The organism is Pseudomonas jinjuensis (assembly GCF_900103845.1).
Taxonomy (GTDB): Bacteria; Pseudomonadota; Gammaproteobacteria; order Pseudomonadales; family Pseudomonadaceae; genus Pseudomonas; species Pseudomonas jinjuensis.
Genome location: NZ_FNIJ01000001.1, coordinates 289,806 through 315,264 on the forward strand (window position 1 = coordinate 289,806; position 25,459 = coordinate 315,264).

Genomic DNA, 25,459 nt, shown 5'->3' on the forward strand with positions numbered 1-25,459 from the left:
TCATAGCAAACCTGCATGGTTTTTTAGCGGCGGAGCGGTTTGCATGAATTTGGCTCATGTTGAGTTCGGCGCCGTTTTGGCCGGATGGGTGTCGGAGTGGCTAGAATCAGCCTTTCATGCTGGTTGGAGATTTTCATGTTGCTGCGCGCCGCTGCCGCGATGTCTGCCTTTTTCATGCTGTTCGCCGCATCTTCCGCGGCCCGCGAAGTCTCCTACAGCAAGGATGTGCAGCCGATCTTCACCGCCAAGTGCGTGGCCTGCCACGCCTGCTACGACTCGCCCTGCCAGCTCAACCTGAGCGCCGCCGAAGGCGCCCGGCGTGGCGCGAACAGCCTGCCGGTGTATGACGGCGCACGGACGAAGGCGCAGGAAACCACCCGGTTGTTCCTCGACGCCCACGGCACCGATGCCTGGCGGCGCAAGGAATTCTGGTCGGTGCTGGATGGCCGCGACGGGCAGGCGGCGCTGATGGCGCGGATGATCGACCTGGGCCGCGCGCATCCGCTGGAGCCCAACGCGAAGATTCCCGAGGGGCTCGACCTGTCGATCGGCCGCAGCAACCAGTGCCCGACGCCGGACGGCATCGACGAGTTCGTCAGGAAGAACCCGCGGGTCGGCATGCCGTTCGCCGTCAGCGGCCTCACCGAGCAGGAATACGCGACCCTCACTCAGTGGCTGGCGCAGGGCGCGCCGGTGGACGAGCAGCCGCTGCAGCCGAGTGCCGCGGAGGCGTTGCAGGTCGCCGAGTGGGAAGCCTTCCTCAACCGGCCGGGCGCCCGCGAGGGGCTGGTGTCGCGCTGGCTGTACGAGCACCTGTTCCTGGCGCACCTGTACTTCGCCGAAGGGGGAGAGCCGGGGCACTTCTTCCAGTTGGTGCGCTCGCGCACGCCCAGCGGCCAGCCGATCGATCCCATCGCCACGCGCCGGCCCAACGACGACCCGGGCAGCACCTTCTATTACCGCCTGTGGCCGATCCAGGGCGTGATCGTGCACAAGACCCACATCACCTATCCGCTCAGCCAGGCGAAGCTCGAACGCACCCGGCAGTTGTTCCTCGGCGGCGACTGGAACACCGACAGGGTGCCGGGCTACGGCCTGCAGCATCGTGCCAACCCGTTCGAGACCTTCGCCGCGATCCCGGCGCGGGCGCGCTACCAGTTCATGCTGGACAACGCCGAATACTTCGTCCGCACCTTCATCCGCGGGCCGGTCTGCCGCGGGCAGATCGCCACCGACGTGATCCGCGACAACTTCTGGACCTTCTTCCAGGACCCGCAGCACGACCTCTACGTCACCGACCCGGAATATCGCGCCAGGGTCACGCCGCTGCTGGCGCTGCCGGGGCAGATCGACGAGATGGGCAGCATGCTGGCGCAGTGGACCACCTACCGCGACAAGCGCAACGACTACGAGGAACTGCGCCTGGACGCCTACGAGGATGCGCCGGCGCCGACCTGGGCGGACATCTGGAGCGGCAACGACAACGCGCTGCTGAGCATCTTCCGCCAGTACGACAGCGCCTCGGTGCGCAAGGGCCTGATCGGCGGCGTGCCGCAGACCATGTGGTGGATGGACTACCCGCTGCTGGAGCGGACCTACTACGGGCTGGTGGTCAATTTCGACGTCTACGGCAACGTTTCCCACCAGGCGCAGACGCGGCTGTACTTCGACCTGATCCGCAACGGCGCCGAACAGAACTTCCTGCGCCTGATGCCGGTGGCGGCGCGCCAGCCGCTGCTGGACGACTGGTACCAGCGCAGCGCCAGGCTGAAGATGTGGATGGACTACCAGAAGCTGGACAACGATGCGCCGACCGGTCTGTTCCTGCCGGAGAAGGGCGCCAAGGATGCCTTTGCCCGGCAGGTGCTCAAGCGTTATGCCGGCCTCGATGCCCGGCCCGACCCGATCAACCTGTGCCAGGGTGGCGACTGCTATCGCCCGGACGTGGCGCGGCCGCTGCAGGAGGCCGAGCAGGCCTTCAGCCGACTGGTCAGCCGACCCGCTGCGGGGCTGAAGGTCATCGACTTTTTCCCCGAGGCGACCGTGCTGCGCGTCGAGCTGCCCGGCGGCAAGCGCGAGGTCTACACGGCGCTGCGCAACCGCGCGCACAGCAACGTGGCCTTCATGATGGGCGAATCGCTGCGCTACCAGTCGGGGCTGGACACCCTGACCATCTATCCGGGCGTGCTCTCCAGCTATCCGAACTTCATGTTCGACCTGAAGGCGGGGGAGGCGGGCGCGTTCGTTTCCGCGCTGGAGCAGGTGAGGGAACAGGCCGATTTCGACCGGGTGGTGGAGCGCTGGGGGATTCGCCGCAGCCATCCGCAATTCTGGTTCTATTTCCATGACCTGGATGCCTACCTGCGCGAGACCGAGCCGGTGGAGGCGGGCGTGCTGGATATGAACCGCTACGAGAATCTCTGACGGCGGCAACGCTACGTAGGATGGCGTGGAGCGCAGCGATACCCATCACCCGCCGGGACAGCATGGGTATCGCAAGCTCCACCCATCCTACGATTGTGGCCCGTGGCTACTTGCGAACTATTCCTACCAAAATGCTAGGGCTTTATCCGGGATGGTCTGATGACGTAAACTGGCCGCACGTTTGCGAGGAGTTGCCATGAGCGCCATCACCATTACCGAAGCTGCCCAGGACTATCTGGCCGAGCTGCTGTCGAAGCAGGACACCCCTGGCATCGGCATTCGCATCTTCATCACCCAGCCGGGCACCCAGTACGCGGAAACCTGCATCGCCTACTGCAAGCCGGGCGAGCAGAAGCCGGAAGACACCCCGGTCGGCCTGAAGGCTTTCACCGCCTGGATCGACGGCATCAGCGAGCCGTTCCTGGAAGACGCCATAGTCGACTACGCCACCGACCGCATGGGCGGCCAGCTGACCATCAAGGCGCCGAACGCCAAGGTGCCGATGGTCAACGAAGACAGCCCGATCACCGAGCGCATCAACTACTACCTGCAGACCGAGATCAACCCCGGTCTGGCCAGCCACGGCGGGCAGGTGAGCCTGGTCGACGTGGTCGAGGACAACATCGCCGTGCTGCGTTTCGGCGGCGGCTGCCAGGGCTGCGGGGCGGTCGAGCTGACCCTCAAGGATGGCGTCGAGAAGACCCTGAAGGAGCGCATCCCGGAGCTGAACGGCGTGCGCGACGTCACCGACCACAGCAACAAGGAAAACGCCTACTACTGAGGCGGGCTTCCACGAAAAAGGCGACCTTCGGGTCGCCTTTTTCATGTCTGCGGGGTGGCCGTCAGGCGCCCTGGTAGCCGATCGGCTTGAGCACCCGTTTGGTCGATGCGGGATTGCGCACCAGGGCATCGCCAGTGCGACGCGGCCGGGCCAGCAGTTCGCCGCCGCAATTCGGGCAGCGTCCGCTCAACAGGGTGGTGGCGCAATCCCGGCAGAAAGTGCATTCGAACGAGCAGATCAGCGCATCGGGGCTGTCGCCCGGCAGGTCACGGTCGCAGCATTCGCAGTTCGGGCGTAGTTCCAGCATCGCGGGCTCCTTGCATCGTTGCGGATCGTTTCAGTCTAGGAAACGACAAGCCCGGCATGTGGCCGGGCTTCGCTGGAACGGGCAACGATCAATCCGGCATGCGCCAGTCCTGCAGCTGGTATCCCTCGCGGTTCAGCTCGTCGCGCGCCTGGGCCAGCAGGCCGGCGAGTCGTTCCGGGTCCGAGTAGGCGGCGCGGGGGATGCGGGTCAGCCCCAGCAGTCGGGTTCCGGTGCGATCCACGACGGACAGGTCGAGGCTGCGGTCACCTGCTTCGTCCACCCAGGTGATGCAGTTGAAGGGTTGAAAGGCTCGTCCGGTGATCAGCAGAGCCTCGTTGAAACGTAGGGTCGCGTTCATGGGGTGTGTCTCTCTGCGGTTGTCCATTACTGAAGACTGGCGTGGCGCCATTGCGTTCGTTCACGCAATTGATGTTTTCAGAGCCGAAGAAAGTCACAACAGGAGTCGCGTTTACGAAAATCCCTGTCGCTCTGCGACGAACGGAGCGATCAGGCACATGCCGGGCGCGGTCCCTGAACGAGAGGGCGGAAGAAGAGGAGCTGGTGGGGAAAAACGAAGCGAATCGGCGGGCGTTTAAAGAACCATCATAACGGCTAATCGACCTGCGTCCATCCTATTCTAGAAATAGTCTGCATGATCGCGAAAATTCATCTGTTTTTCCTTGAATTTTCATCTTCACGAGCGAGTCTAAAAACAGGGAGACCGCAAATGGAGGTGGAAATGTCCCGTCACCGCAAACCGCTGACCCCGCAAGAACTCGACGAACTTCAGGAGCGCACCGGTCCCGCCGCGGATCTGGATTTCTACGAGCGCCGCGAAGTGCAGAAGAGCCGTCACAAACTCCGCTGATCCGAGGCATGACCGCCCGCCGCTGGCGACGTAGACGCGACGCCGCGGTGGGCGATTGGCGCAATCGATGAGATGCGCATTTCATATTGAGATAATTGTTTTGCCGTGAGACTCATGTCTCATTAGATTCTCTGGTAGCCATTCTTGCTGCCGGAGGGTCGGACCATGGCAATGTCGCACGACGAAATGGATCGCAGGATCGACGAGCACTTCCGCTTCGAGGCGGAAGACGACGTCGAAGGCGTACTGACGACCCTGGCGCCGGATGTCGAGCACGACATCGTCGGCAACCCCGGCGGCCCGACCCACGGTCGCGAATCGGCGCAAGCCTTCTACCAGGGCCTGTTCGGCGATCTGTCCGAGGGCCGGGTGGAAACCCTGCACCGTTATTACGGCGAGAACTTCCTGGTCGACGAGTCGCTGTGGTTCGGCAGGGCGCCGGGCCGGCCGTTTGGCGTGGAGGGCAGGGACCGGCCGCTGCAGTTCCGCCTGCTGCACGTGGTCGAGTTCGCCGGCAATGGCGAGATCCAGCGCGAGAACGTGTGGGTCGATCTCGCCGCCGTCCTCCAGCAGCTGCCGCAGGACTGAGCCCATGGACGCACGCAAGAACCAGCGCCCGAACCAGAAGCGCCGGACCCGCAAGGACCTGCTGCAGGCCGCCAACCGCCTGCTCCGCGAGGGGCGCAACCCGAGCCTGGAGGAAATCGCCGAGGAGGCGATGGTTTCGCGGGCGACGGCCTACCGCTACTTCCCCGGCGTCGACGCGCTACTGCTGGAAGCCTCCCTCGATCTCGCCGTGCCCGATCCGGCGGAGCTGTTCGAGCCGCTCGCGAGCGATGATCCGGTCGCCCGTCTCGACCATCTCGAAGCGGTGTTCCACGAGATGACCCGCAGCAACGAGCCACAGTTGCGCCTGATGCTGATGAACTCGCTCAGGCCCGGCGCGGGCGGCGAGGAGGAGGGCGGTACGCCGCTGCGGCAGAACCGCCGCGGTCCGCTGATCGACGCGGCTCTCGCGCCGGCCCGCGAACAGTTCCGTCCGGAAGCGCTGGACAGGCTGCGCAGCGCCCTGGCGCTGCTCTACGGCACCGAGGCGATGCTGGTGTTCAAGGACGTCCTGCAGCTGGACGACGCCGAGGCGCGCGAGGTGACGCGCTGGGCCGCACGCGCTCTACTGGAAGCGGCATGCAAGGGCTGAGCCGTCAGTTCGGCTGGCAGCGCTTGCCCTCGTACTCGTGCCGGTCCAGCACGTATTCGCGGCCGTTCCAGCGCTCCACCGGGAAGCAGAAGCCCGGCCCGCCGACCTCGATGTCCGGCCAGCCGCCCGCGCCTTTGGTCTTCAGGAAGCTGGGCATGCCGGTGCCGTTGGTGATCCGCTTCCATTTGCCGTTGGCCTGCTTGCTGACGATGCTGTAGCCGGCGCCGGTATGGCCGTAGCAGTAGGTGCCGCCCTCGCTGATCACCGCTTCGGGGCGGCCGTCGCCATTGAGGTCCAGCACCTGGTCGATGCTGCCCGGCGTGTACGACGTGGTGCCGCGATCGTCGCAGCCACTGCTCCACTGCTGGCCCTTGAGAATGAACCCGGCCGCCGTGAACGCCGCGGCCTGGTCGGCCGGCGAGAGTTGTGTCGAAGCCGCCAGCGCCGCTGCCGAGGGCAGGGCGGCGCTGGCGCAGATGAGCCAGACGATCGCTTTCATCAGGTTTTCCTCCCCGTTCCCTCATGCAGTAAAGCCCAGTCTTGGGCGCCTTCGTTGCGCCAGCAGGTGGATTGCGATAATCGCCCAATGTGTCGATAATCGCCCAATCTCTCCGCCCGCCTGCGAGGAATCCCTGCATGACCGACGAACCCCGTGTCAGCCCGCCGCCACTGGCGCCGCCCATCGTCGCCTCGCCGGCCAAGCGCATCGAAGCCTTCACCGGCGACCCCAACTTCATGACTTCCCTGGCCCGCGGCCTGGCGGTGATTCACGCCTTCCAGGAGCGCAAGCGCCACCTGACCATCGCCCAGATCAGCCACCGCACCGAGATTCCCCGCGCGGCGGTGCGCCGCTGCCTGCACACGCTGATCAAGCTGGGCTACGTCACCACCGACGGGCGCACCTATTCGCTGCTGCCGAAGGTGCTGACCCTGGGCCACGCCTACCTGTCGTCGACGCCGCTGGCGGTCACCGCGCAGCCGATCCTCGACCGCCTCAGCGAGCAGCTGCGCGAGGCCTGCTCGATGGCGACCCTGGAAGGCGACGAGATTCTCTACATCGCCCGCTCGGCCACGCCGCAGCGCCTGATTTCCGTGGACCTCAGCGTCGGCAGCCGGCTGCCGGCGTACTGCACGTCGATGGGACGGATCCTGCTCGCCGCGCTGGACGACGCGGCCCTCGACGAATATCTGGAGCATGCCGAGCTGCAGGTGAAGACCAGCCGCACCCTGCACACCCCCGAGGCGCTGCGCGCCAATATCGAGGAAGTGCGCCGCCAGGGCTGGGTGATCGTCGACCAGGAACTGGAGGTTGGATTGCGCTCACTGGCCGTGCCGCTGAAGGATTCCGCCGGCCAGGTGCTCGCGGCGCTGAATGTCGGCACCCACGTCGGGCGGGTGTCGCGGCAGGAGCTGGAGACGCGTTTCCTGCCGGTGTTGTTGGAAGCGAGCAGGGAGCTGAGCACCCGCCTGTTCCATTGACGCTCGCGGATAACCGGAAAAAATCCATCCGCGGGACAAGTGCGTAGGGTGGATCGCGCTCCATCGATCCACCACGGCCGCGCGGGCGGCCCCGCAATGGTGGATGGAAGAGCGCCATCCACCCTACGTTTCGTTGACCTGCTGTATTCCCATTTCGGCTTACACCTGTGCCTCCCGCGCCTCGCGCGCTGCGATCTGCTGGCACAGCTCGATGATCTGCTCGCGCATCCAGCGGTTGGCCGGGTCGCGGTCGGTGCTTTCGTGCCAGTAGAGGTGGGTTTCCAGGCGCGGAACGTCCTTTATCGGCAGGTCGGTGTAGTGCAGGTTGTGCTGGCGGGCGAAGCGTTCCGGGACGGTCATCGCCATGTCGGTCTGCTGCACCACCATCGACGCCATCAGGTAGTGCTGCGAGCGCAGCGCGACCTTGCGTTGCAGGCCCATCTTGCCCAGCGCCAGGTCGGCATAGCCGAGCCCGCTGCGGCGGCTGGAGATGTTGATGTGGGCGAGCGACATGTACTCGTCGAGGGTCAGCTTCGGCTTGGCCAGCGGATGGCCGGGACGCATGGCGCAGACGTAGCGGTCTTCCAGCAGCTTGACGTGGCGCACTTGCGGGTCGGTGTTCACGGGCGCGTCGACGGCGAAGTCCAGGCGCCCGGCGGCCAGTTCGGTGGTCATTTCCCGGCGCTTGGCGAGGAAGCTCTCGATGTGCACGTTCGGCGCCTGGCGGCGCAGGCGCTGGAACAGCGGCGGCAGGATTACTTCCTCGGTGAGGTCGGTCATGCTGATGCGGTAGGTCTTGTTCGCCTGCGCCGGGCTGAAGGTGCGACTTTCCTGCACCGACACGCGCAGCTGCTGCAGGGCGCTGCGCACCGGGCCGATGATGTTCTGCGCCATCGGCGTCGGCACCATGCCCTGCGCGGTGCGCACGAACAGCGGGTCGTTGAAGGTCTCGCGCAGGCGGGCGAGGGCGTTGGAGACGGCGGGCTGAGTGATGCCGACGATCTGTCCGGCGCGGGTCAGGTTGGCTTCGGTATAGATGGCGTCGAAGACGATGAACAGATTCAGGTCGACCTTGTTCAGGTTCATTGCACGTGGCTCCGTTTGTACTTCTTGTGGGCCGCATCATACCCGCATGTATCGGGAGATATATATGGATCATGAATGTTGATGGACGTCGATAATAGGTTAGGTAAATTCGAAGTCCTGTTCTAGCCTCTTACCCAACCCATCCGCCAGAAGGTAGCCATTCATGGATTTCGCCTACTCCGCCAAGGTTCAGGGTCTCCGTGAGCGCGTCACCGCGTTCATGGAGGCATACGTCTATCCGGCCGAAAAGGTCTTCGAGCAGCAGGTCGCCGAGGGCGACCGCTGGCAGCCGACCGCCATCATGGAAGAGCTGAAGAACAGGGCGAAGGCCGAGGGCCTGTGGAACCTGTTCCTGCCCGAATCCGAATACGGCGCCGGCCTGACCAACATGGAATACGCCCCGCTGGCGGAGATCATGGGCCGCTCGCTGATCGGCTCCGAGCCGTTCAACTGTTCCGCGCCGGATACCGGCAACATGGAAACCATCGTTCGCTACGGCAGCGAAGAGCAGAAGCGCACCTGGCTGGAGCCGCTGCTGCGCGGCGAGATCCGTTCGGCCTTCGCCATGACCGAGCCGGGCGTGGCCTCGTCGGACGCCACCAACATGCAGGCCACCGCCGTGCGCGATGGCGACGAGTGGGTGATCAACGGCCGCAAGTGGTGGACTTCCGGCGCCTGCGATCCGCGCTGCAAGATCATGATCTTCATGGGCCTGACCAACCCGGACGCGCCGCGCCACCAGCAGCACTCGATGATCCTGGTGCCGAGCGACACCCCCGGCGTGAAGATCCTCCGCCCGCTGCCGGTATTCGGCTATGACGACGCCCCGCACGGCCACGCCGAGGTGCTGTTCGAGAACGTCCGGGTGCCCTACGAGAACGTCCTGCTTGGCGAAGGCCGCGGCTTCGAGATCGCCCAGGGCCGCCTCGGCCCGGGCCGCATCCATCACTGCATGCGCTCCATCGGCATGGCCGAGCGCGCCCTCGAACTGATGTGCCAGCGCGCCGTCGAGCGCACCGCCTTCGGCAAGCCGCTGGCGCGCCTGGGCGGCAACCTCGACCACATCGCCAACTCGCGCATCGAGATCAACCAGGCCCGCCTGCTGACCCTGAACGCCGCCTACATGATGGATACCGTGGGCAACAAGGTCGCCCGGAGCGAGATCGCCCAGATCAAGGTGGTGGCGCCCAACGTCGCGCTGAAGGTGATCGACCGCGCCATCCAGATCCACGGCGGCGCCGGCGTCTCCAACGACTTCCCGCTGGCCTACTGGTACTCCATGCAGCGCACCCTGCGCCTGGCCGACGGCCCGGACGAGGTGCACCGCATGGCGATCGGCAAGTACGAGCTGGGCAAGTACATGGCGAAGTGATCGTCTGTACGGACCGTAGGGCGGGTGAAACCCGACAGGTTCCTCGCTCCGGAGTGGCGGGTTGCACCCGCCCTACGGCTTTTCGGCGAAGTCAGGTGCGTTCCCTGTTGTTGCCGGTAGCGCGCTTCTCGTCGCTGACGATGCGCAGCGCCTCTTCCCCGCTGGGGCGGGTCTTCAGCAGCGACAGCAGGATGCCGCCGGCCAGCAGGCCGAAGGTCACGCCCAGCGACAGCACCGCCGGGAACTTGCCGATGAAGCCGTGCAGGAAGATCTTCGCGCCGATGAACACCAGCACCAGCGCCAGGGCGTACTTCAGGTAGACAAAGCGGTGGATCATCGCCGCCAGCGAGAAGTACAGGGCGCGCAGGCCGAGGATGGCGAAGATGTTCGAGGTGTAGACGATGAACGGTTCGCGGGTGATGGCGAAGATCGCCGGCACGCTGTCCACGGCGAACACCAGGTCGGCCAGTTCGATCAGTACCAGCGCGAGGAACAGCGGCGTGGCGTACAGCACCAGCTTGCCGCCGGCGTCCGGCAGGCGCACCAGGAAATGGTGCCCGTGCAGTTGCGGCGTCACCCGCATGTGCCGGCGCAGGAAGCCGATCACCCGGTTGTGCTCCAGGTCCGGCCCCTCGTCGTGCCGCACGAAGAGCATCTTCACCCCGCTGAACAGCAGGAAGGCGCCGAACAGGTACATCACCCATTCGAACTCCGCCACCAGCTTGGCACCGAGGCCGATCATGATGCCGCGCAGGACGATGGCGCCGAGGATGCCCCAGAACAGCACCTGGTGCTGGTAGCGGCGGGGGATGCCGAAGAAGCCGAAGATCATCGCCATGACGAACACGTTGTCCATCGACAGCGACTGTTCGACCAGGAAGCCGGTGTAGTACTCCACCGCCCGCTCCGCGCCGAACTCGTGCCAGACCCAGCCGCCGAACGCCAGCCCGCAGGTGAAGTAGCCGGCGTAGAGCAGCAGGCTCTCGCGCACGCCGATCTCGTGGTGGTCGCGTTGCAGGACGCCGAGGTCGAGCACCAGCAGGAACACGACGATGGCGAGGAAGGCCAGCCAGAACCAGCCGGGCGTGCCAAGGAATGGAGTGGTGAGGAATGAATGCAGTGCGGTCATTTAGGGCCCCTTGCTGCTTGTCGGTTGTCGGAAAGTGACTCCGACATGGCGGTCAAGGCAGACCGTCAGAGGGGCCCGGCGTCACTCCCGGAAAGGTAAGCATGGCACGTGGCATGGGCAAGGAGAGGGGAGTAACAGAATCCTACAGGCGCCGCCCAGGCTCTCATGACTCGCTGTGTAGGTCATTTCTGGTCGGTTTGTAATAGCTATCTGCATCTGCAGATTAGTCTGACAGGCGAGTCAGATTCGGCTGAGTCCATTTCCTATCCGTTATTCCTAGGATCGTCGTCATCAGGGTCTGGCGAGCGGCGACCGTGCTTCCGGGATTTTCGCGGAACCGCCCCGCCTCACGACGGCGATCCTTCGCCGGCTCCCCCTTCCGCTGCGAGCGGTCGAGCACGTCCGCCCAAATGGTGAATCGCGATGAAGCAGAACAAGCTGTGGGCCGCCGTGCTGGTCGGCTGCCTGACCCTGGCCGGTTGCAAGGAGGCGACTTCGAATCCCGCCACTGCGGCTACCGCGCCTGAACCGCCGGTGCAGCGCAACCTGATCGGCGTGCCGGCCCTGCCGGTCATCCAGGATGCGGTGCTTTCCCTGTCGCCGACCTTCGCCGGCAAGCGCAACGTGGCGGTGATGGGGCAGCTCTGCGCCCTGGCTCGCGGGGAGACCGACCAGGCGCGGGTGAATGAATTCCTCCGCGGGCAGGGCATCGATGCCGCGAAGGTGCCGCTGCAGGGTGACCCGCTTTCGCTGCTGGTGAATGACGACCGCTCCGGACAGACCACGGCCTGTGCCGCCTACCTGGCGACGAGCGTGCTGACCGAGGTGGATGCCGGCGAATTCATGCGTTCGGTCCAGGTCCCGCTGCAGGAAGAGGCGAAACCCGTGCAGCCGGCGCCGCGCACGACGAAGAAGGACGGGAAGCCGAAGGAACAGCCGGCGCTGGCAGCACAGCCGAAGACCCGCACGGTGCTGCAGGTGGACGATGCGCTGCTGGCCGAGGTCCTGCCGATCAAGCTCGCCGAGGCGCGCGCCGATGCGGATGTGTTCGCGCTGATCGCGGCGGAACTCCAGCGTCGCCCGGGGCTGTCGGTCCCGGAATACCGGGATGAGGCGAGGCAGCTGTTCTCGCGCCTGGCGCCGGTCTATCTGGAGCGCATCAAGACTTCCCTGCCGCCGGCGAACACGACCTACAAGCTGGTCCGTCTGGATACCGACGCCTTCGTCTTCACCAATTCCCGCGGCAGCCGTTTCGAATACACCAGCGATGGCCTGCGGCTGTGGCAGAACGGCATTCTCTGGTATGGCGAAGGGCAGTTGCTGGGGCAGGAGTACCAGCTGCAGGCGATGTACTTCCCGGAAGCGGTGAACGGCCTGCTGGCGCCGCTGAAGCAGTAGCGGCGGGTTCGCTCCCGCAAGGCACGGAGGGCGCCCAGACGTAGGGCAATGAAATTCCTACGACGTCCAGGCGCCAACCCGTAGGAGCGAGCTTGCTCGCGAACGGAGTAACCGGGGAATTCCTCGGTAGGGCGGTTCGCGAGCAAGCTCGCTCCTACGAAAAGCAAACTCGCGAACGAATCGCCGCGCTGGCCTTCAGGCCAGCTTCAGCCAGATCGGCGCGTGGTCGGAGGGCTTTTCCATGCTGCGGATGTCGTAGTCCACGCCCGCCTCGACGATCCGCTCGCGGATGCCGTGGGAGGCCAGGATCACGTCGATGCGCAGGCCGCGCTTGGGCTGGTCCTCGAAGCCGCGGCTGCGGTAGTCGAACCAGCTGAAGCGGTCGCTCACCTCGGGGTTGAGCAGGCGGAAGCTGTCCACCAGTCCCCATTCCTTCAGGCGTGCCAGCCATTCGCGCTCTTCCGGCAGGAAGCTGCACTTGCCGGCCTTCAGCCAGCGCTTGCGGTTCTCGTCGCCGATGCCGATGTCGCAGTCTTCCGGCGAGATGTTGATGTCGCCCATCACCACCAGCGGCTGCGAGGGGGCGAAGCTGGTTTCCAGCAGCGTCTGCAGGTCGGCGTAGAAGCGCTGCTTGGCCGGGAATTTCACCGGGTGGTCGCGGTTCTCGCCCTGCGGGAAGTAGCCGTTCATCACGGTGATCGGCTGGCCGCTGGCGTCGAGGAAGGTGCCCCAGATGAAGCGCCGCTGGGAATCCTCGCCGTCGCCGGGGAAGCCGCGCTGCAGGTCGACGGGCTGCTGGCGGGAGAGCAGCGCGACGCCGTAGTGGCCCTTCTGTCCGTGGTAGTGCACGTGGTAGCCCAGCGCCTCGATCTCCTCGCGGGGGAACTGGTCGTCGGCGACCTTGGTTTCCTGGAGGCCGATCACGTCCGGCTGGTGGCGCTCGATGACGGCCTGGAGCTGGTGGGGCCTGGCACGCAAGCCATTGATATTGAAGGAAACGATTTTCATGCGAGGCGTCCTGGCAAAAGCCTGATGCTAGCCCATGCCTGGCTTTCCTGGCGACCCCGGGCTAGTGTTCGGAGCTGGGAAAATAACCAGAACAAGAGTCGTCCCCATGCCCGAGACCAGCGCCGAAGTCCACCTGCTCGACAGCTCCTACGTCCGTGAAATCCGCTCGCTGCTGTACCACGCCTATCGCCATGAACCGACCTTCGCCTATCTCTTCGAGTCCGACCGCCCGGGGTTCGACCAGCGGGTGCGCGCCACGGTGCGCGAACTGGTCAACCAGCATTTCGCCGAGGAACTGCCGGCCATCGGCCTGACCATCGAGGACCGCCTGGTGGCGGTGGCGCTGATCGCGCCGCCGCAGCGCCGCCTGGACATCACCGAGAGCTGGTCGTGGCGCATGCGCATGCTGCTCACCACCGGCTTCCGCTGTACGCGCCGCTACCTCGACTACCACGCCGCGGTGCTCGGCTGCCTGCCGCCCGGTCCCTATCACGTGCTGCCGCTGCTCGGCGTGCATCCGGAGTTCCAGGGCAGGAAGCTCGGCGAGCGCCTGCTCGATGCGCTGCACGCCTGGTGCGCCGAGGACGGCGGTTCGCAGGGGCTGGTGCTGGATACCGGCAACAGCCGCTACCTGGACTTCTACCAGCGGCACGGCTACCGGGAACTTGGCGAGGTGGCCCTCGGGCCGATCCGCGAGCACGTGCTGTTCCACCCCAACCCGCAGCCGGAGAGCCGGCTCTCCATGCCGGGCTAGATGTTGCGGTAGAGCACCACGGCCGCGCGCAGCCTGCCGCGGCCGAAGCGGCTCATCCTGTCGAATTCGGCATGGCTCACCGGGATGTACTGGCAGTCCAGCGGTTCGCGGTGGCGGCTGTGGTCGATATCGGGGTCGTGCAGATAGACGAAATCCTCGTCGCAATCGGTGACCACCACCCAGTGCGGAGTCCGCGAGCTGGTCAGCCGGGAGCCGCTGATCAGCACCAGCGGCTGGCCGCCGGCCTGCAGCGCGCCGGCGATGTCGAGCTGGCTGACCAGTAGCTGCTCGACGCTGCTCTCGGCCAGGGCGGCGCTGAAATCCTCATGGACCAGGCGCATGACCTCGCGCTTTTCCTCGTTGCGTACGCCGTCGAGGAACAGCGGGCCGTCCTCGGACAGCTGCAGGCGCACGCGGAATCCCCGCCGCCAGGCCGCCAGCGCCAGTCCCTGCGGGCTGCAGCCGCCCGGCCCGGCGTTCATGTAGATGATGGTGGACTCGCGCCACAGGCGCAGTTCCTCGCGGCGGTCCAGCGACCGCTGCGGGTCGAGCGCGGCCATCGCCATCAGCAGGCAGGCGGGGCCGCAGGTGAATTCGGTCGATTGCGGGTAGAACGGCACGTGGCGCTGGGCGCGTTCGCTGATCTGGCGGATGCATTTCTCGTAGCGCTGCGCTTCGCCGTGGTCCGCGTAGTAGTCGGGCAGCGTCTCGAACGGGCGATAGCCATTGCGCTCGAACAGGGCGACGGCGCCACGGTTGTCCGGTGGGATTTCCAGGCGTACGTAGGCGCAGTCGTGTTCCAGGGCCGCTTCCTCCGCGGCTTCCAGGAGCTTCTGGCCGAGGCCGATGCCACGGGCGCGGGGTGCCAGGGCGATGGAGTAGAGGCGGGCCAGCGAGGTGCCCTGGTGGAACAGCACCAGCACGTAGCCGAGCAGGCTGGCTTCCGCCTCGGCGACGGTCAGCGCGGCATTGGCACGGGCGATCATCCACTGGAAATTGCGCCGGGACAGGCGGTCGTGCTCGAAACAGTGTTCTTCCAGCTCGACCAGCGCGCTGACGTCATCGGGTTGGGCGGGACGCAATCGAAGGTTCATGGCAATCCGTTGATGGTGCGCAGGGCGCTGCCCGTGGATTGAACGAGTGCGGCCACGAACTCGTGGTCGATGGTCGAGTATTGTCCCGGATCGGTGCAGGGGCAAGGCGCGGCGGGACCTGCGGCCACCGCGCGGAGCGCTGTTCGGCGGCGGAGGGCGGGGGCTGAAGCCGTGCTATCGCGAGAGGGGACATGGGGGCCGTCTATCTGGAGGAATAGCGACGCTTTGTCATCTTTGGTGGTATTTCCGGGTAAAAGTCGATGGACGGCACAGGGTAGCGTCAAGGAATTGCTACCTTATATCGAGAAGGGCGCCAACGGACTGTTTTCTATGGTTTTTCAAATTAATGGCGCCAAGGAATATGCCATGCTCGAAGCCGCCGCCAATCTTCGTCGCTTGTTGGTGGTCGACCCCTGCGATGACTGCCGGCAGTTGCTGCCAAGACTGCGCACAGCCGGCTGGGAAGTGGATAGCTGCAGCATCGATCGCGCCGTGGAGCGCAACTGCGACGTGGGCCTTCTGCGCCTGCATCCGGAGTTGCTGGATCGCCCTGAACCGGTCAAGGAGCTGATTCGGCGCAGCGGCGTCGAATGGATCGCGGTGCTCAGTCCGGGCGTGCTGTCCGGCCGTGGCGTAGGCGATTTCGTCTGCGAGTGGTTCTTCGATTTCCATACCTTGCCCTTCGATGTCGCGCGCGTCCAGATCACCCTCGGGCGGGCCTTCGGCATGGCGCGGCTGCGCGGGCGCGGCAGGGACCACTCCGAGGCGCGCCAGCACGAGCTGCTCGGTGAGAGCCGTGCGGTGCGCGAACTGCGCCGGCTGCTGGAAAAACTGGCGCCGACCGAATCGCCGGTGCTGATCCGTGGCGAGAGCGGGACCGGCAAGGATCTGGTGGCGCGCACGCTGCACCGCCAGTCGCGGCGCGCCGGCAAGCCGTTCGTGGCGATCAACTGCGGCGCGATTCCCGAGCACCTGATCCAGTCCGAGCTGTTCGGCCACGAGAAGGGCGCCTTCACCGGCGCGCACCAGCGCAAGATCGGACGCTTCGAACAGGCCAACGAGGGCACGCTGTTCCTCGACGAGATCGGCGACCTGCCGCTGGAACTGCAGGCCAACCTGTTGCGCTTCCTGCAGGAGAAGCAGATCGAGCGGGTCGGCGGCAACCAGCCGATTCCCGTCGATGTGCGGGTGCTGGCGGCTACCCACGTCGACCTGGAGGCGGCGATCGAGGCCGGGCATTTCCGCGAGGACCTGTACTACCGGCTGAACGTGCTGCAGGTCTCGACTTCGCCGCTGCGCGATCGCATTGGCGATATCGCCGTGCTGGCCAACCATTTCGCCCACCTCTACAGCGTCGAGACCGGACGCCGCCCGCGGCGCTTCAGCGAGGGCGCCCTGGTCGCCATGGCGGCGCACAACTGGCCGGGCAACGTGCGCGAGCTGGCCAATCGCGTGCGCCGCGGGCTGGTGCTGGCCGAGGGGAGGCAGATCGAGGCCGCCGACCTGGGGCTGGAAGAACAGAAGCAGAAGGCCGAGCAGCGCTCGCTGATTTCCCTGGAAGACTACAAGCTGAACGCCGAGCGCCGCGCCATGTGCGATGCCCTGGCGCTGTATGGCGACAACCTCAGCGTCGCCGCGCGCATGCTGGGCATCTCGCGGCCGACCTTCTACCGGTTGCTGCACAAGCATCAGTTGCGCTGAGCGGTTTCGGGGCTTCCCGTTCGCTGCGATATCCGCGCGTATCCCCGTCGTCTATCCCTTGTGGCGCGCCAGGCGGGCGGTCGCGGGCATGCCCGCAGGTTCGCGAGCAAGCTCGCTCCTACGAGGTGAGGCCGCACTGCCTGCAGGAGCGAGCTTGCTCGCGAACACAATGCGCTGAGATACCCGGACAGTTGTGGCTTCTCGATCGTTCCCACGCGGGAGCGTGGGAACGATGGCATTTGGCCGGGGCGGGTTTCAGAAGTAGTAGGGGAATTTCACGCTGAAGCTGAAGTCCGGCGCGTCGGGGGTCAGGCCGATGGCCAGGTTGGGCACTATGGTCAGGTTCGGGCTGACGGCGTAGGTCAGGCCCCAGTTGAAGTTCGCCGAGTTGGCGTCGCTGCCGCTGATGGTCTGCCAGTCCTGGCCGTCGGGCTTGATCTTGCTCTTGCGGGCGATCAGGTCGGTGACCGAGAACGACATGCTCATCTTCTCGTTGAGGGCGAAGGCCACGCCGCCGCCGACCTGGAACCAGTCGCCCAGGTCGACCTTGCCGCCCAGCCTGGTGCCCTGGTTCGGGCTGATGTCGCTGAACGACTCTTCCTTGTTGTAGGTGTACGACAGGCTGGCGAACAGCACCGCCGGGTCGACCGTCTTGACCAGCGAGATGCCGGGGGTGATCGACCATACGCCGTTGCCGGTGGGCAGGTCCTCGGGGACGCTGAGGTTGTCGTTTTCCGCCGAGCGAACCAGCTTGATGCCGTACGGGTCCTTGCCGGTGGGGGCCTTGACCCGCAGGCTGACCACCGCGTCCGGGCGGCTCGCGGTTTCATCCATGAACTTGTAGGCGATGCCGAAGTTGACGTCGCCGATGGTGGGATCGCGGGTGACCGTTTCGTCGGTCGATTGCGCGGTGGAGTTGCCCGCCCCGGCGGACTGGAAGTCGCTCTCGCGGTAGACCACCGGCACGTTCAGGTCGACCTGCCAGCGGTTGTTCCAGTTGTAGCGGCCGGTGAGGTCGAGGGTCCAGTAGTCGGCGTTGATGTTGTCCACGCCGATACTGCCGAGAAAGATGGTGTCCAGCGCCAGGAAGCCGTTGAGGATCAGTTGGCGGGTGTCGTAGTGGGTGTAGGTGAGCCCGGCCTCCATGCTGAAGGCGCCGTTGCCGAAGAAGCCGCTGGCCTCGTCGTAGAGGTTTTCCACGCTCTTCGGCGGGGCCGCGTCCTCCTTCAGCGATTCGCCGTAGGAACTGGTCGGCGACGGCTTGTTGGTGGCGGTCACCAGCTTGCGGGGTTTCTCCGGGCCCGGGGGCTGGTCCTCGACCTGGCGTACGCGCTGCTCCAGTACCATCAGCGCCTTCTGTTGGGCTTCGTAGCGCTGCTTCAGTTCCAGCAGCTCCCGTTTCAGGGCTTCCACCTCGGCCTCGTTCGCGGCAGCGACGTGGGTCGAGGAAAGCAGGGCGGTTGCGCAGATTGCAGCGCGGAGCGAACGATGCATGGCGTGGCGTCCCTTCTTTCTAGTACGGACAGACGTGGCGCCAGCGGCTCACAGGCCCATGGCACGCAGTCCCCTGATCTGATCGAGCGTGCCTTCCAGACTAGTCGACCCCGCACCGTTGCGCAGGACCACGCTCAATTCGGCGATATTGCTGACCTGGTTGCTCACGCCGGCCATGTTGGCCGCCTGCAGCAGGCCGCCGGCGCCGAGGCGCTGCAGGCTGCTGCCCTGGTCGCCGGCATTGATGGCGAGCTGGATGCCGCCCTTGCCGGGGCTGATGGTGACGGTGCCGGCGCCGTTGCTCTGGCTGATGCTGCGCTCCAGCGGCTGGCCGTTCTGCACCGGGACTGGCGCCTGGCTACCTTGCCTGATGTCGATGTCGACGTTGTTGTAGGCGGTGTTGTAGTCGCCGGCGGCGCGCACGCTCTGCGTCACGCCCTGGGTGCGGTCGAGCCCGCCGCCGCCGCTGATGCTGCCCTTGGGTCCATCCAGGGCGTCGCCGTGGCCGGACTCCTTGTAGGTGGTCACGTAGAACTGCGGCTTCACCGTGGATTGCTGGATCTGCATGCTCGCCCGGGCGCCTATGCGTTCGCCGGAGGCGTTCTTCCAGGTGCTGTCGAGGACTACACCGAAGCTGATGATGCGGCCGGGCAGGACGTAGCGGCCGCGCAGTTGTGCGAGTTCCTGGTCCTTGAGTTCGACCGGCCTGAAGAGGCCGGCGCCGTGGGCCGGGATGCTGGCTGCCAGGCAGGTGACGGTCAGCAGCGTGATGATCTTCATGTGCAACTCCCGGATTCTTTTCCTTGCCCTAGAAGAAGTCGCTCTGGATGAAACCGAACTCCATCAGTTCGGCATCCCTCACCGGCTGGAAGGCATCCAGCCGGTCCCGGGCGGTGAGCGGTTCGGGGGGCGAGAGAAGAGCGTTGGTCTTGTCGTAGCCGGGGCCGATCACGGCGAAGACGATGCCGTTCCAGCCCTTGACGAAGTCGTCGATGGTGTAGCGCTTGTGACCCAGGACCGGGTCGCCGATGTACACGTAGTTGTTCCGGGTGCGCTGCAGCACGACGAAATGCTTGTAGCCGCGGATATCCAGCAGGACGATCACCGGGATGCGGATCCTCTCCAGCGCGGAGGGTTGTATCCGGTAGCCGCGGGCGCGCATGCCGATGGCTTCGGCATAGTGCTTCATGTCGAGCATGGAGAAGCCCATGGTCCGGACCAGGTCCGGATCGGCCCGCACCAGCATGCCCTTGATGACGAATTCTTCATCGACGTCCAGCTGGTAGGCCTGGCGCAGGATGGTCGCCATGGAGGCCGCGCCGCAGCTGAAGTCGGTTTTCTGTTCGACCAGATTGGCGAAGCGCCGCTCGCGGATGCTCTCGACCTGCTTGTAGGCCAGCCCTCCGCCGGGCAGCGCGGCGACGGGCATTCGTGCGGCCTCGGTGACGCCGGAGGAGAGGAGGGCGAGCAGCAGGAGGGCGGACGTGCGCATGATCGTGACGCCTGTATCGGCTCTGGGGAAGGAGGCTCCGTTGCCGGAGCCTCCCGATCGCGCTGCTATCGCTTACAGGCAGGTCTGGCAGCCGGCAGCGATGGTCAGCGAGTTGGCCTGCTGGTTGCCCACGCCAGCGGCGACGTTGGCGCCGACGTTACCCTGTGCACCGTTCAGCGAGTTGTTGACGGTGGCGGTGTTGATCACAGGAGCCGTCCAGCCGCTGAACACCAGCACCTGGTGAGTGGCATAGCCGCTCAGGTACACATCGCCCTCTTCGTGGAAGAACATCGGGTCGAGGTCAGGCTTGCTGTGGCGGCCATAGCCTTTCTTGCCATCGTCCACCACGACGCCATAGCCCTTGCCTTCGTACTTGCCGTGCGCCTTGAACTCGCTGCGCAGGGTCACCTTGTCGAACTCGGGCACTGCGGTGTTGGCCACGACGTTGCCGGTGGTGTCCTGATCGACCGGTCCTTCGGCGATGGCGAAGCGACCGCTGGATACCGCGGCGGCCATCATGTTTTTCTGCTGGTTGAAGTCGCCGGCCGCAACGTTCACGCCGATGTTGCCGGACGAGTCGTTGGCGGAACCGTCCAGGTTGGCGGTGTTGGTGGTGGAGAAGTTCAGCGCGGTATTGCCGGTCTGGTACTGGTTGGCGCTGGTGGATGCATAGGCTCCGCCGAAGATCCATTCTGCGTCGGAGCTGGCCAGTGCGGTCTCGTTGTCCTGCTGGTTCATGTCGCCGGCAGCGACGTTCAGCCCGGCGTTGCCTTCCACATCGTTCAGCGAGTCGGTTACCTCCGCGTCGTTTTCCGTCGCCTGGTTGATCACGAAGTTATCGGTATTGTTCTGGCTGTCCTCGAGGGTCGCCACTGCGCCGGCGAAGATCCGCGGGTCCGTGTGCGGATCGTACGGCGGCCGTTTCTGGTGATGCTCGTGACCATGACCGCGATCATGCCGGTCGTGACGATCATTCCGATCGTTCGCTTGTACAGCTACAGCCATGACCGCTGCTACAGCGAAAACCAGAGGCTTGAGAGCCATTGATGGTTTCATGGTGTATCTCCTTGCCTGTTAGCGTGCTTAGTGTTTCTGGTTCTTGGGGTCATTCGACCCGGATGCTCAGGGTGTTGCCCATACGATTCCCCACCCCGGCACTCTGGTTCAGCTGGACGACGCCGCGGCTGCCGGCAAATGCCTGGTCGCTGATACCGACCTCCCGGCTGCCGATGGCGCCATTCCCCGAACCGGAGCTTTGCGACAGCGTCACGTTCTGCTGCGAGAGCACGCTGTCGTCGACACTCTGCGGACCGGCGCCGACGCTGATCCGCATGACATTCACCTGCTGGTTGCCGGCCCCGGCGCTCTGGTTCACCCCCAGTGCGCCATCGCCGCTGGAAAACGAGTCGCCGCCGATGACCGCCCTGGCCGCCATGTCCCGGGCGGCGCTGGTCACCACCCGCTGGCGGACCTGGGCGCTGGCCTGGCCATTGGCGCCGATGGCGATGGCGCGGGTGTTGGCCTGCTGCTGCTGGTCGCCGGCGGCCTGGTTGAGGCCGAAGTTGCCCTGGTAGCCGGCGCCGGAATTGTCGATGGTCGAGCTGTTGATGACGGCCGGCCCCCCGGCATGGGCGGCGGCGCTGCAGAGAAGGGCGAGAAGCAGCAGCCTGGCGTCCATGTCAGCGGCTCCCGCCAGTCAGGATGCGCAGGGGCGCGAGGCCCTGCTGGAGGCCGCGGTTGACGGTGTTCGAGATGCCGCTTCCGCTGGTCGATCCACCCTGGGCGCCCAGCCCGTTGTTGCCGCTCAGGCCCTGGGTGGCGCTGTTGTCCATGCCGAGCAGATGGCCGCCGGGCATGATCTGCCGTTGCAGGCTGGAGCCGCTGGTGACGTTGGCGTAGTCGGTGTCGCTCAGCTCCCCGGTCAGCCGGGTGACGTCGTCGGAGCGGTTGGCGTTGACGGTGACCGGATTGGGATCGGGCACCATGGTCGGACGGGTGGCGATGCGAGGCTGGACCTCTCTATGGACGACGATCTCGCCGCCGCGATCCTCCGCGGCCGAGTGCATCGGAATGCCGGCCATGCAGGTGAAGGCGGCGAGCAGGCCGATGGTGCGGTAGTCGATGATCCCCATGATGGCGGTTCCTGTGGTGCGCTGTGCCCTATGCAGCGATACCCGGATAGAGCAGAACCTGTGCCTGATTGGCTTTTCCCTTTCTGATCAATTGCTTGGAAAAACATCATGTAGAGGTTTGGGAGATTTGTGTTGCATCTGTGATACGCCGGCCCGCATCGCCGGAATCGAAGGGAAGCCGCGGAAACAGCGGGCTCGAGCCGTGGTTGCCATCATTTGTCTCGCCGGTGTTACAACTTCCCGCGAAAGTCGGGTGTTCTCGCGGATTCCGCGGCCTGCAGTGAGGCGGATTGTTTCAGCGGCGATACGATCGGGCGTCTGACGGCGGGAATCGGCAGCGAAAAGCTGGCTTCGTGATATCGCAATGCCTTGATCGAGTGGTCAGGTTCCGTCCCGTGCCTGCCCGTGGCCGTGCCGCGCAGGAGAAAATTTCACGACATTCGCGCCGGGAGCCGGTCGATGCAGTAGCATTGCCGGCCTTTGTCATGCGTTTCGTGCGCCGTGGGAAGCGGCGGAACGCGGTCTTTTCGAACGAGAAAGCGGAGCTGTCCGCGCGGGGGAAAGTTGTATGGAACTGTGGAGCGCCTTCCAGGCCTTCATTCTGGGAGTGGTCGAGGGGCTGACCGAATTCCTGCCGATATCCAGCACTGGTCACCAGATCATCGTCGCCGATCTGCTGGGCTTCGTCGGCGAACGTGCGCAGGCTTTCAACATCATCATCCAGCTGGCCGCCATCCTCGCGGTGGTCTGGGAGTTCCGCGGCAAGATCATCGAGATCATCCTCGGCCTGCCGAGCCAGCGGCCGGCGCAGCGCTTCACCGCCAACCTGCTGATCGCCTTCTTCCCGGCGGTGGTGCTCGGCGTCGCCTTCGCCGACGTGATCCACCACTACCTGTTCAACCCGGTCACCGTGGCCGCCGCGCTGGTGGTGGGCGGACTGGTCATGCTCTGGGCCGAGCGGCGCACGCACGTCATCCGCGCCGAACACGTCGACGACATGACCTGGAAGGACGCCCTCAAGGTCGGCTGCGCCCAGTGCCTGGCGCTGATTCCCGGCACCTCGCGGTCCGGCGCCACCATCATCGGCGGCCTGCTGTTCGGCCTGTCGCGCAAGGCGGCCACCGAGTTTTCCTTCTTCCTGGCGATGCCGACCATGGTCGGCGCCGCGGTCTACTCCGGCTACAAGTACCGCGACCTGTTCCAGCCCGATGACCTGCCGGTGTTCGCCGTCGGCTTCGTGACTTCCTTCATCTTCGCCATGATCGCCGTGCGCGGCCTGCTGAAGTTCATCGCCAACCACAGCTACGCGGCCTTCGCCTGGTATCGCATCGCCTTCGGCGTGATGATCCTGGCCACCTGGCAGTTCCACCTCATCGACTGGAGCACGGCCCAGCATTGAATCGCTCGCAGGAGTCCGCCGTGGAACGCGACGGGGTCATCAGCCGCTGGGACGATGACAAGGGCTTCGGCTTCATCCGCCCGCAGGCCGGCGGCGCGGAAGTCTTCCTGCATATCTCGGCATTTCGCGGCGATCGCCGGCCAGTGAGCGGTGATCAGGTGTGCTTCGTGGCGGGAACCGACAAACAGGGACGGCCGCGCGCTGAACATGCGCGGCTGGCCGGGCTGGCGGTCGACCGGCCGCAGATCCGCCGCAAGCCGACTGCCCCGGTCACCCGCGAGAAGGTCCGCGAGGGGCGGCGCCTGGCCGCGCCGCGCAGCCAGCCGTCGCTTGCCCGCAGCCTGCCGTTGCTGGCCGTGCTGCTGGCGCTGCCGCTGGCCGGGATGGCGGTCTGGCTCGCCGAAGGGCATGCCTGGTGGCTGCCGGCGCTCTATCCGCTGCTCAGCGCCGCCGCCTTCCTCGCCTACTGGCGCGACAAGCGCAGCGCAGAGCAGGGCGCCTGGCGCACGCCGGAGCAGACCCTGCACCTGCTCGAACTGCTCGGCGGCTGGCCGGGCGCGCTGCTGGCCCAGCGCGCGCTGCGCCACAAGACGCGCAAGCTGTCCTACCAGGCGCTGTTCTGGGGCATCGTCGCCCTGCATCAGCTGGCCTGGGTCGACTGGCTCAGCGGTGGCCGGCTGCTCGGCTGGGCCGGCGGCTCGCTCGGCATCCCGCTCGGCTCATAGCGGCGTCTGGCTGCGGCCGAACTCCTCGACGAGGAAGTCGAGCAGGGCGCGCACCGCCGGCAGCAGCCCGCGGCGATGCGGATAGACGGCCTGCAGGTAGGCGTCCGCGAAGCTCCATTCCGGCAGCACCCTCGCCAGCCGGCCTTCGGCCAGCTCCGTCTCGCAGTAGTAGTGGGGCAACTGGGTCACGCCCAGACCGGCCAGGGCGGCGTTCTTGCGCAGGTTGAAGTCCTCCACCGCCAGCCGCGCTTCCAGCGCCGCTTCGCGGACGATTCCGTCCGGCCCGCGCAGGCTCAGGTGCACCCGGCGGTCGTTCTCCAGGGCGCCGAGTATCGGCAGGGCGGCCAGGTCCGCCGGCTGTTCCAGGTGCACGCCGCGCAACAGCTCCGGCGACGCCACCAGTACCGATCTGGCCGGGCGCAGGCGCCGGCTGATCAGCGAGGGATCCTCGTCATCCGGGGCGCGCACGCGCAGCGCCACGTCGACGCCTTCGTTGACCAGGTCGACGCGGCGATTGGTCAGCAGCAGTTCCAGGTTGATCTGCGGATAGCGGACGAGGAAGCCCGGCAGCATGTCGTTGAGCCAGGTCTCGGCGAGGCCGATCGGGCTGGACAGCCGGACCCGCCCGCGCGGTTCGGCGCTCAGCTGGGCGGCCACCTCGTCGGCCATTTCCGCTTCCACCAGCATCGCCTGGCAATGCCGGTAGTAGCGTTCGCCGATATCGGTCAGCGCCAGCTTGCGCGTGGTGCGCTGCAGCAGGCGCACCTTCAGGCGCTCCTCCAGCTCCGCCACGCGTCGCGACAGGCGCGACTTCGGCAGCCCCAGCACACGCCCGGCAGCGGCGAACCCGCCGGCTTCCACCACCTTGGCGAAGTAATAGAGATCGTTGAGGTCCTGCATGGGATTGTCCTGCTGGTGGGACGATGCATCGCATTTTTACCGACTTATCGCTGATTGACTACGCCGGTAGCCTCTCGTCCCATCAAGCAACCCACTCGGAGCTCAGCATGAAACTTCTGCACATCGATTCCAGCATCCTCGGCGACGCCTCCGCCTCGCGCCAACTGAGCCGCGAAGTCGTCGATGCCTGGCGCGCCGCCGAGCCGGGCATCCAGGTGACCTACCGCGATCTCGCCGCCGACGCCATCAGCCACCTGTCGTCCGCCAGCCTGGTCGCCGCCGGCACCCCGGCCGAGCTGCGCGACGCTGCGCAGAAGCACGAGGCGGAGCTGGGCGAGAGCACCATCGAGGAATTCCTCGCCGCCGACGCCATCGTCATTGGCGCGCCGATGTACAACTTCACCGTTCCCACCCAGCTGAAGGCCTGGATCGACCGCATCGCCGTGGCCGGCAAGACCTTCCGCTACACCGAGACCGGCCCGGTCGGACTGGCCGGCGGCAAGAAGGTGATCATCGTCTCCACCGCCGGCGGCCTGCATGCCGGCGAGCCGAGCGGGGCGGCCCACGAGGACTACCTGAAGCTGGTGCTCGGCTTCGTTGGCATCACCGACATCGAAGTGGTACGCGCCCAGGGCCTGGCCTACGGCGAGGATCCGCGCCAGCAGGCCATCGGCGCCGCCCGCCAGGGCATCGCGGCACAGTTCGCCGCGGCCTGATC

At 65.9% G+C, this 25,459-nt stretch carries 27 protein-coding genes; 13 read left to right on the forward strand and 14 right to left on the reverse strand.

The genetic code is table 11. From position 1 onward, the window contains the following. The first annotated feature begins 135 nt into the window (after positions 1–135). Both BLR75_RS01365 and nfuA read left to right on the forward strand, forming a co-directional pair. Entirely contained in the window at positions 136–2,424 is a 2,289-nt protein-coding gene (locus BLR75_RS01365) for a fatty acid cis/trans isomerase (protein WP_084310374.1), read from the forward strand. Between the two features lie 196 nt (positions 2,425–2,620). Continuing rightward, entirely contained in the window at positions 2,621–3,205 is a 585-nt protein-coding gene (gene nfuA, locus BLR75_RS01370; RefSeq protein WP_084310373.1) for a Fe-S biogenesis protein NfuA, read from the forward strand. Between the two features lie 61 nt (positions 3,206–3,266). On the opposite strand, the gene BLR75_RS01375 is transcribed toward nfuA, so the two are convergent. Continuing rightward, positions 3,267–3,512: a DUF1272 domain-containing protein gene (locus tag BLR75_RS01375; protein WP_084310372.1), complete on the reverse strand. Its 246-nt coding sequence runs from the start codon at positions 3,510–3,512 to the stop codon at positions 3,267–3,269. Between the two features lie 88 nt (positions 3,513–3,600). Next, positions 3,601–3,870: a hypothetical protein gene (locus BLR75_RS01380; RefSeq protein ID WP_084310371.1), complete on the reverse strand. Its 270-nt coding sequence runs from the start codon at positions 3,868–3,870 to the stop codon at positions 3,601–3,603. Between the two features lie 294 nt (positions 3,871–4,164). Here BLR75_RS01380 and BLR75_RS26280 point away from each other — a divergent pair, with 294 nt between their 5' ends. From BLR75_RS26280 to BLR75_RS01390, 3 genes are all read left to right on the forward strand, one after another. Beyond that, a complete protein-coding gene (locus BLR75_RS26280) occupies positions 4,165–4,380 on the forward strand; it encodes a hypothetical protein (RefSeq protein WP_139206985.1) in 216 nt (71 codons plus the stop codon). Positions 4,381–4,545: 165 nt separating this feature from the next. Beyond that, positions 4,546–4,968, forward strand: coding sequence for a nuclear transport factor 2 family protein (locus BLR75_RS01385; protein ID WP_084310370.1), 423 nt, complete (start codon positions 4,546–4,548; stop codon positions 4,966–4,968). A gap of 4 nt (positions 4,969–4,972) precedes the next feature. Next, entirely contained in the window at positions 4,973–5,578 is a 606-nt protein-coding gene (locus BLR75_RS01390; RefSeq protein ID WP_084310369.1) for a TetR/AcrR family transcriptional regulator, read from the forward strand. Positions 5,579–5,582: 4 nt separating this feature from the next. Here the strand turns inward: BLR75_RS01390 and BLR75_RS01395 are convergent, their stop codons facing one another. Beyond that, complete coding sequence (locus BLR75_RS01395) at positions 5,583–6,077, reverse strand: hypothetical protein (protein ID WP_084310368.1); 495 nt, start codon at positions 6,075–6,077, stop codon at positions 5,583–5,585. Positions 6,078–6,214: 137 nt separating this feature from the next. On the opposite strand from BLR75_RS01395, the gene BLR75_RS01400 reads away from it, so the two are divergent. After that, positions 6,215–7,057, forward strand: a complete 843-nt coding sequence (locus BLR75_RS01400; RefSeq protein ID WP_084310367.1) for an IclR family transcriptional regulator domain-containing protein — start codon at positions 6,215–6,217, stop codon at positions 7,055–7,057. A gap of 159 nt (positions 7,058–7,216) precedes the next feature. Here the strand turns inward: BLR75_RS01400 and BLR75_RS01405 are convergent, their stop codons facing one another. After that, positions 7,217–8,143 carry a LysR family transcriptional regulator gene (locus tag BLR75_RS01405; protein ID WP_084310366.1) on the reverse strand — a complete coding sequence of 309 codons (927 nt, stop codon included), beginning with the start codon at positions 8,141–8,143 and terminating at the stop codon, positions 7,217–7,219. A gap of 163 nt (positions 8,144–8,306) precedes the next feature. Here BLR75_RS01405 and BLR75_RS01410 point away from each other — a divergent pair, with 163 nt between their 5' ends. Further along, positions 8,307–9,515, forward strand: coding sequence for an acyl-CoA dehydrogenase (locus BLR75_RS01410; protein WP_084310365.1), 1,209 nt, complete (start codon positions 8,307–8,309; stop codon positions 9,513–9,515). Positions 9,516–9,606: 91 nt separating this feature from the next. On the opposite strand, the gene BLR75_RS01415 is transcribed toward BLR75_RS01410, so the two are convergent. Next, positions 9,607–10,644: a TerC family protein gene (locus BLR75_RS01415; RefSeq protein WP_084310364.1), complete on the reverse strand. Its 1,038-nt coding sequence runs from the start codon at positions 10,642–10,644 to the stop codon at positions 9,607–9,609. 423 nt (positions 10,645–11,067) lie between these two features. On the opposite strand from BLR75_RS01415, the gene BLR75_RS01420 reads away from it, so the two are divergent. After that, the gene (locus tag BLR75_RS01420) at positions 11,068–12,042 is read left to right on the forward strand and encodes a hypothetical protein (protein WP_084310363.1); all 975 of its coding nucleotides are present in this window, start codon (positions 11,068–11,070) and stop codon (positions 12,040–12,042) included. A gap of 195 nt (positions 12,043–12,237) precedes the next feature. On the opposite strand, the gene xthA is transcribed toward BLR75_RS01420, so the two are convergent. Next, entirely contained in the window at positions 12,238–13,050 is an 813-nt protein-coding gene (xthA, locus tag BLR75_RS01425; RefSeq protein ID WP_084310362.1) for an exodeoxyribonuclease III, read from the reverse strand. Positions 13,051–13,156: 106 nt separating this feature from the next. On the opposite strand from xthA, the gene BLR75_RS01430 reads away from it, so the two are divergent. Then, entirely contained in the window at positions 13,157–13,804 is a 648-nt protein-coding gene (locus BLR75_RS01430; RefSeq protein ID WP_084310361.1) for a GNAT family N-acetyltransferase, read from the forward strand. On the opposite strand, the gene BLR75_RS01435 is transcribed toward BLR75_RS01430, so the two are convergent. Further along, a complete protein-coding gene (locus BLR75_RS01435) occupies positions 13,801–14,898 on the reverse strand; it encodes a GNAT family N-acetyltransferase/peptidase C39 family protein (RefSeq protein WP_084310360.1) in 1,098 nt (365 codons plus the stop codon). The two genes, BLR75_RS01430 and BLR75_RS01435, sit on opposite strands and share 4 nt — an antisense overlap. Positions 14,899–15,264: 366 nt before the next feature. On the opposite strand from BLR75_RS01435, the gene BLR75_RS01440 reads away from it, so the two are divergent. Continuing rightward, positions 15,265–16,599, forward strand: coding sequence for a sigma-54 dependent transcriptional regulator (locus BLR75_RS01440; protein WP_084310359.1), 1,335 nt, complete (start codon positions 15,265–15,267; stop codon positions 16,597–16,599). 255 nt (positions 16,600–16,854) lie between these two features. On the opposite strand, the gene BLR75_RS01445 is transcribed toward BLR75_RS01440, so the two are convergent. The 6 genes from BLR75_RS01445 to BLR75_RS01470 form a co-directional block, all read right to left on the reverse strand. After that, positions 16,855–18,093 carry a transporter family protein gene (locus BLR75_RS01445; protein WP_084310358.1) on the reverse strand — a complete coding sequence of 413 codons (1,239 nt, stop codon included), beginning with the start codon at positions 18,091–18,093 and terminating at the stop codon, positions 16,855–16,857. 48 nt (positions 18,094–18,141) lie between these two features. Continuing rightward, on the reverse strand, positions 18,142–18,873 hold the full coding sequence (locus tag BLR75_RS01450) for a hypothetical protein (RefSeq protein WP_084310357.1): 732 nt from the start codon (positions 18,871–18,873) through the stop codon (positions 18,142–18,144). A gap of 28 nt (positions 18,874–18,901) precedes the next feature. Beyond that, positions 18,902–19,585, reverse strand: a complete 684-nt coding sequence (locus BLR75_RS01455; protein ID WP_084310356.1) for a C39 family peptidase — start codon at positions 19,583–19,585, stop codon at positions 18,902–18,904. A 72-nt stretch (positions 19,586–19,657) separates the two neighbouring features. Then, entirely contained in the window at positions 19,658–20,590 is a 933-nt protein-coding gene (locus tag BLR75_RS01460) for a heme utilization protein (RefSeq protein WP_342741682.1), read from the reverse strand. A 100-nt stretch (positions 20,591–20,690) separates the two neighbouring features. Beyond that, the gene (locus BLR75_RS01465; protein WP_084310354.1) at positions 20,691–21,263 is read right to left on the reverse strand and encodes an adhesin; all 573 of its coding nucleotides are present in this window, start codon (positions 21,261–21,263) and stop codon (positions 20,691–20,693) included. A gap of 1 nt (position 21,264) precedes the next feature. Beyond that, positions 21,265–21,717, reverse strand: a complete 453-nt coding sequence (locus tag BLR75_RS01470) for a hypothetical protein (protein WP_090415973.1) — start codon at positions 21,715–21,717, stop codon at positions 21,265–21,267. A gap of 568 nt (positions 21,718–22,285) precedes the next feature. On the opposite strand from BLR75_RS01470, the gene BLR75_RS01475 reads away from it, so the two are divergent. Then, positions 22,286–23,116: an undecaprenyl-diphosphate phosphatase gene (locus tag BLR75_RS01475; RefSeq protein WP_084310353.1), complete on the forward strand. Its 831-nt coding sequence runs from the start codon at positions 22,286–22,288 to the stop codon at positions 23,114–23,116. Between the two features lie 20 nt (positions 23,117–23,136). Continuing rightward, on the forward strand, positions 23,137–23,841 hold the full coding sequence (locus BLR75_RS01480; RefSeq protein ID WP_084310352.1) for a DUF1294 domain-containing protein: 705 nt from the start codon (positions 23,137–23,139) through the stop codon (positions 23,839–23,841). Here BLR75_RS01480 and BLR75_RS01485 read toward each other — a convergent pair. Next, positions 23,836–24,741 carry a LysR substrate-binding domain-containing protein gene (locus tag BLR75_RS01485; RefSeq protein ID WP_084310351.1) on the reverse strand — a complete coding sequence of 302 codons (906 nt, stop codon included), beginning with the start codon at positions 24,739–24,741 and terminating at the stop codon, positions 23,836–23,838. The two genes, BLR75_RS01480 and BLR75_RS01485, sit on opposite strands and share 6 nt — an antisense overlap. 107 nt (positions 24,742–24,848) lie before the next feature. On the opposite strand from BLR75_RS01485, the gene BLR75_RS01490 reads away from it, so the two are divergent. Beyond that, positions 24,849–25,457, forward strand: coding sequence for an FMN-dependent NADH-azoreductase (locus BLR75_RS01490; RefSeq protein WP_084310350.1), 609 nt, complete (start codon positions 24,849–24,851; stop codon positions 25,455–25,457). The last annotated feature ends 2 nt before the right edge of the window (positions 25,458–25,459 follow it).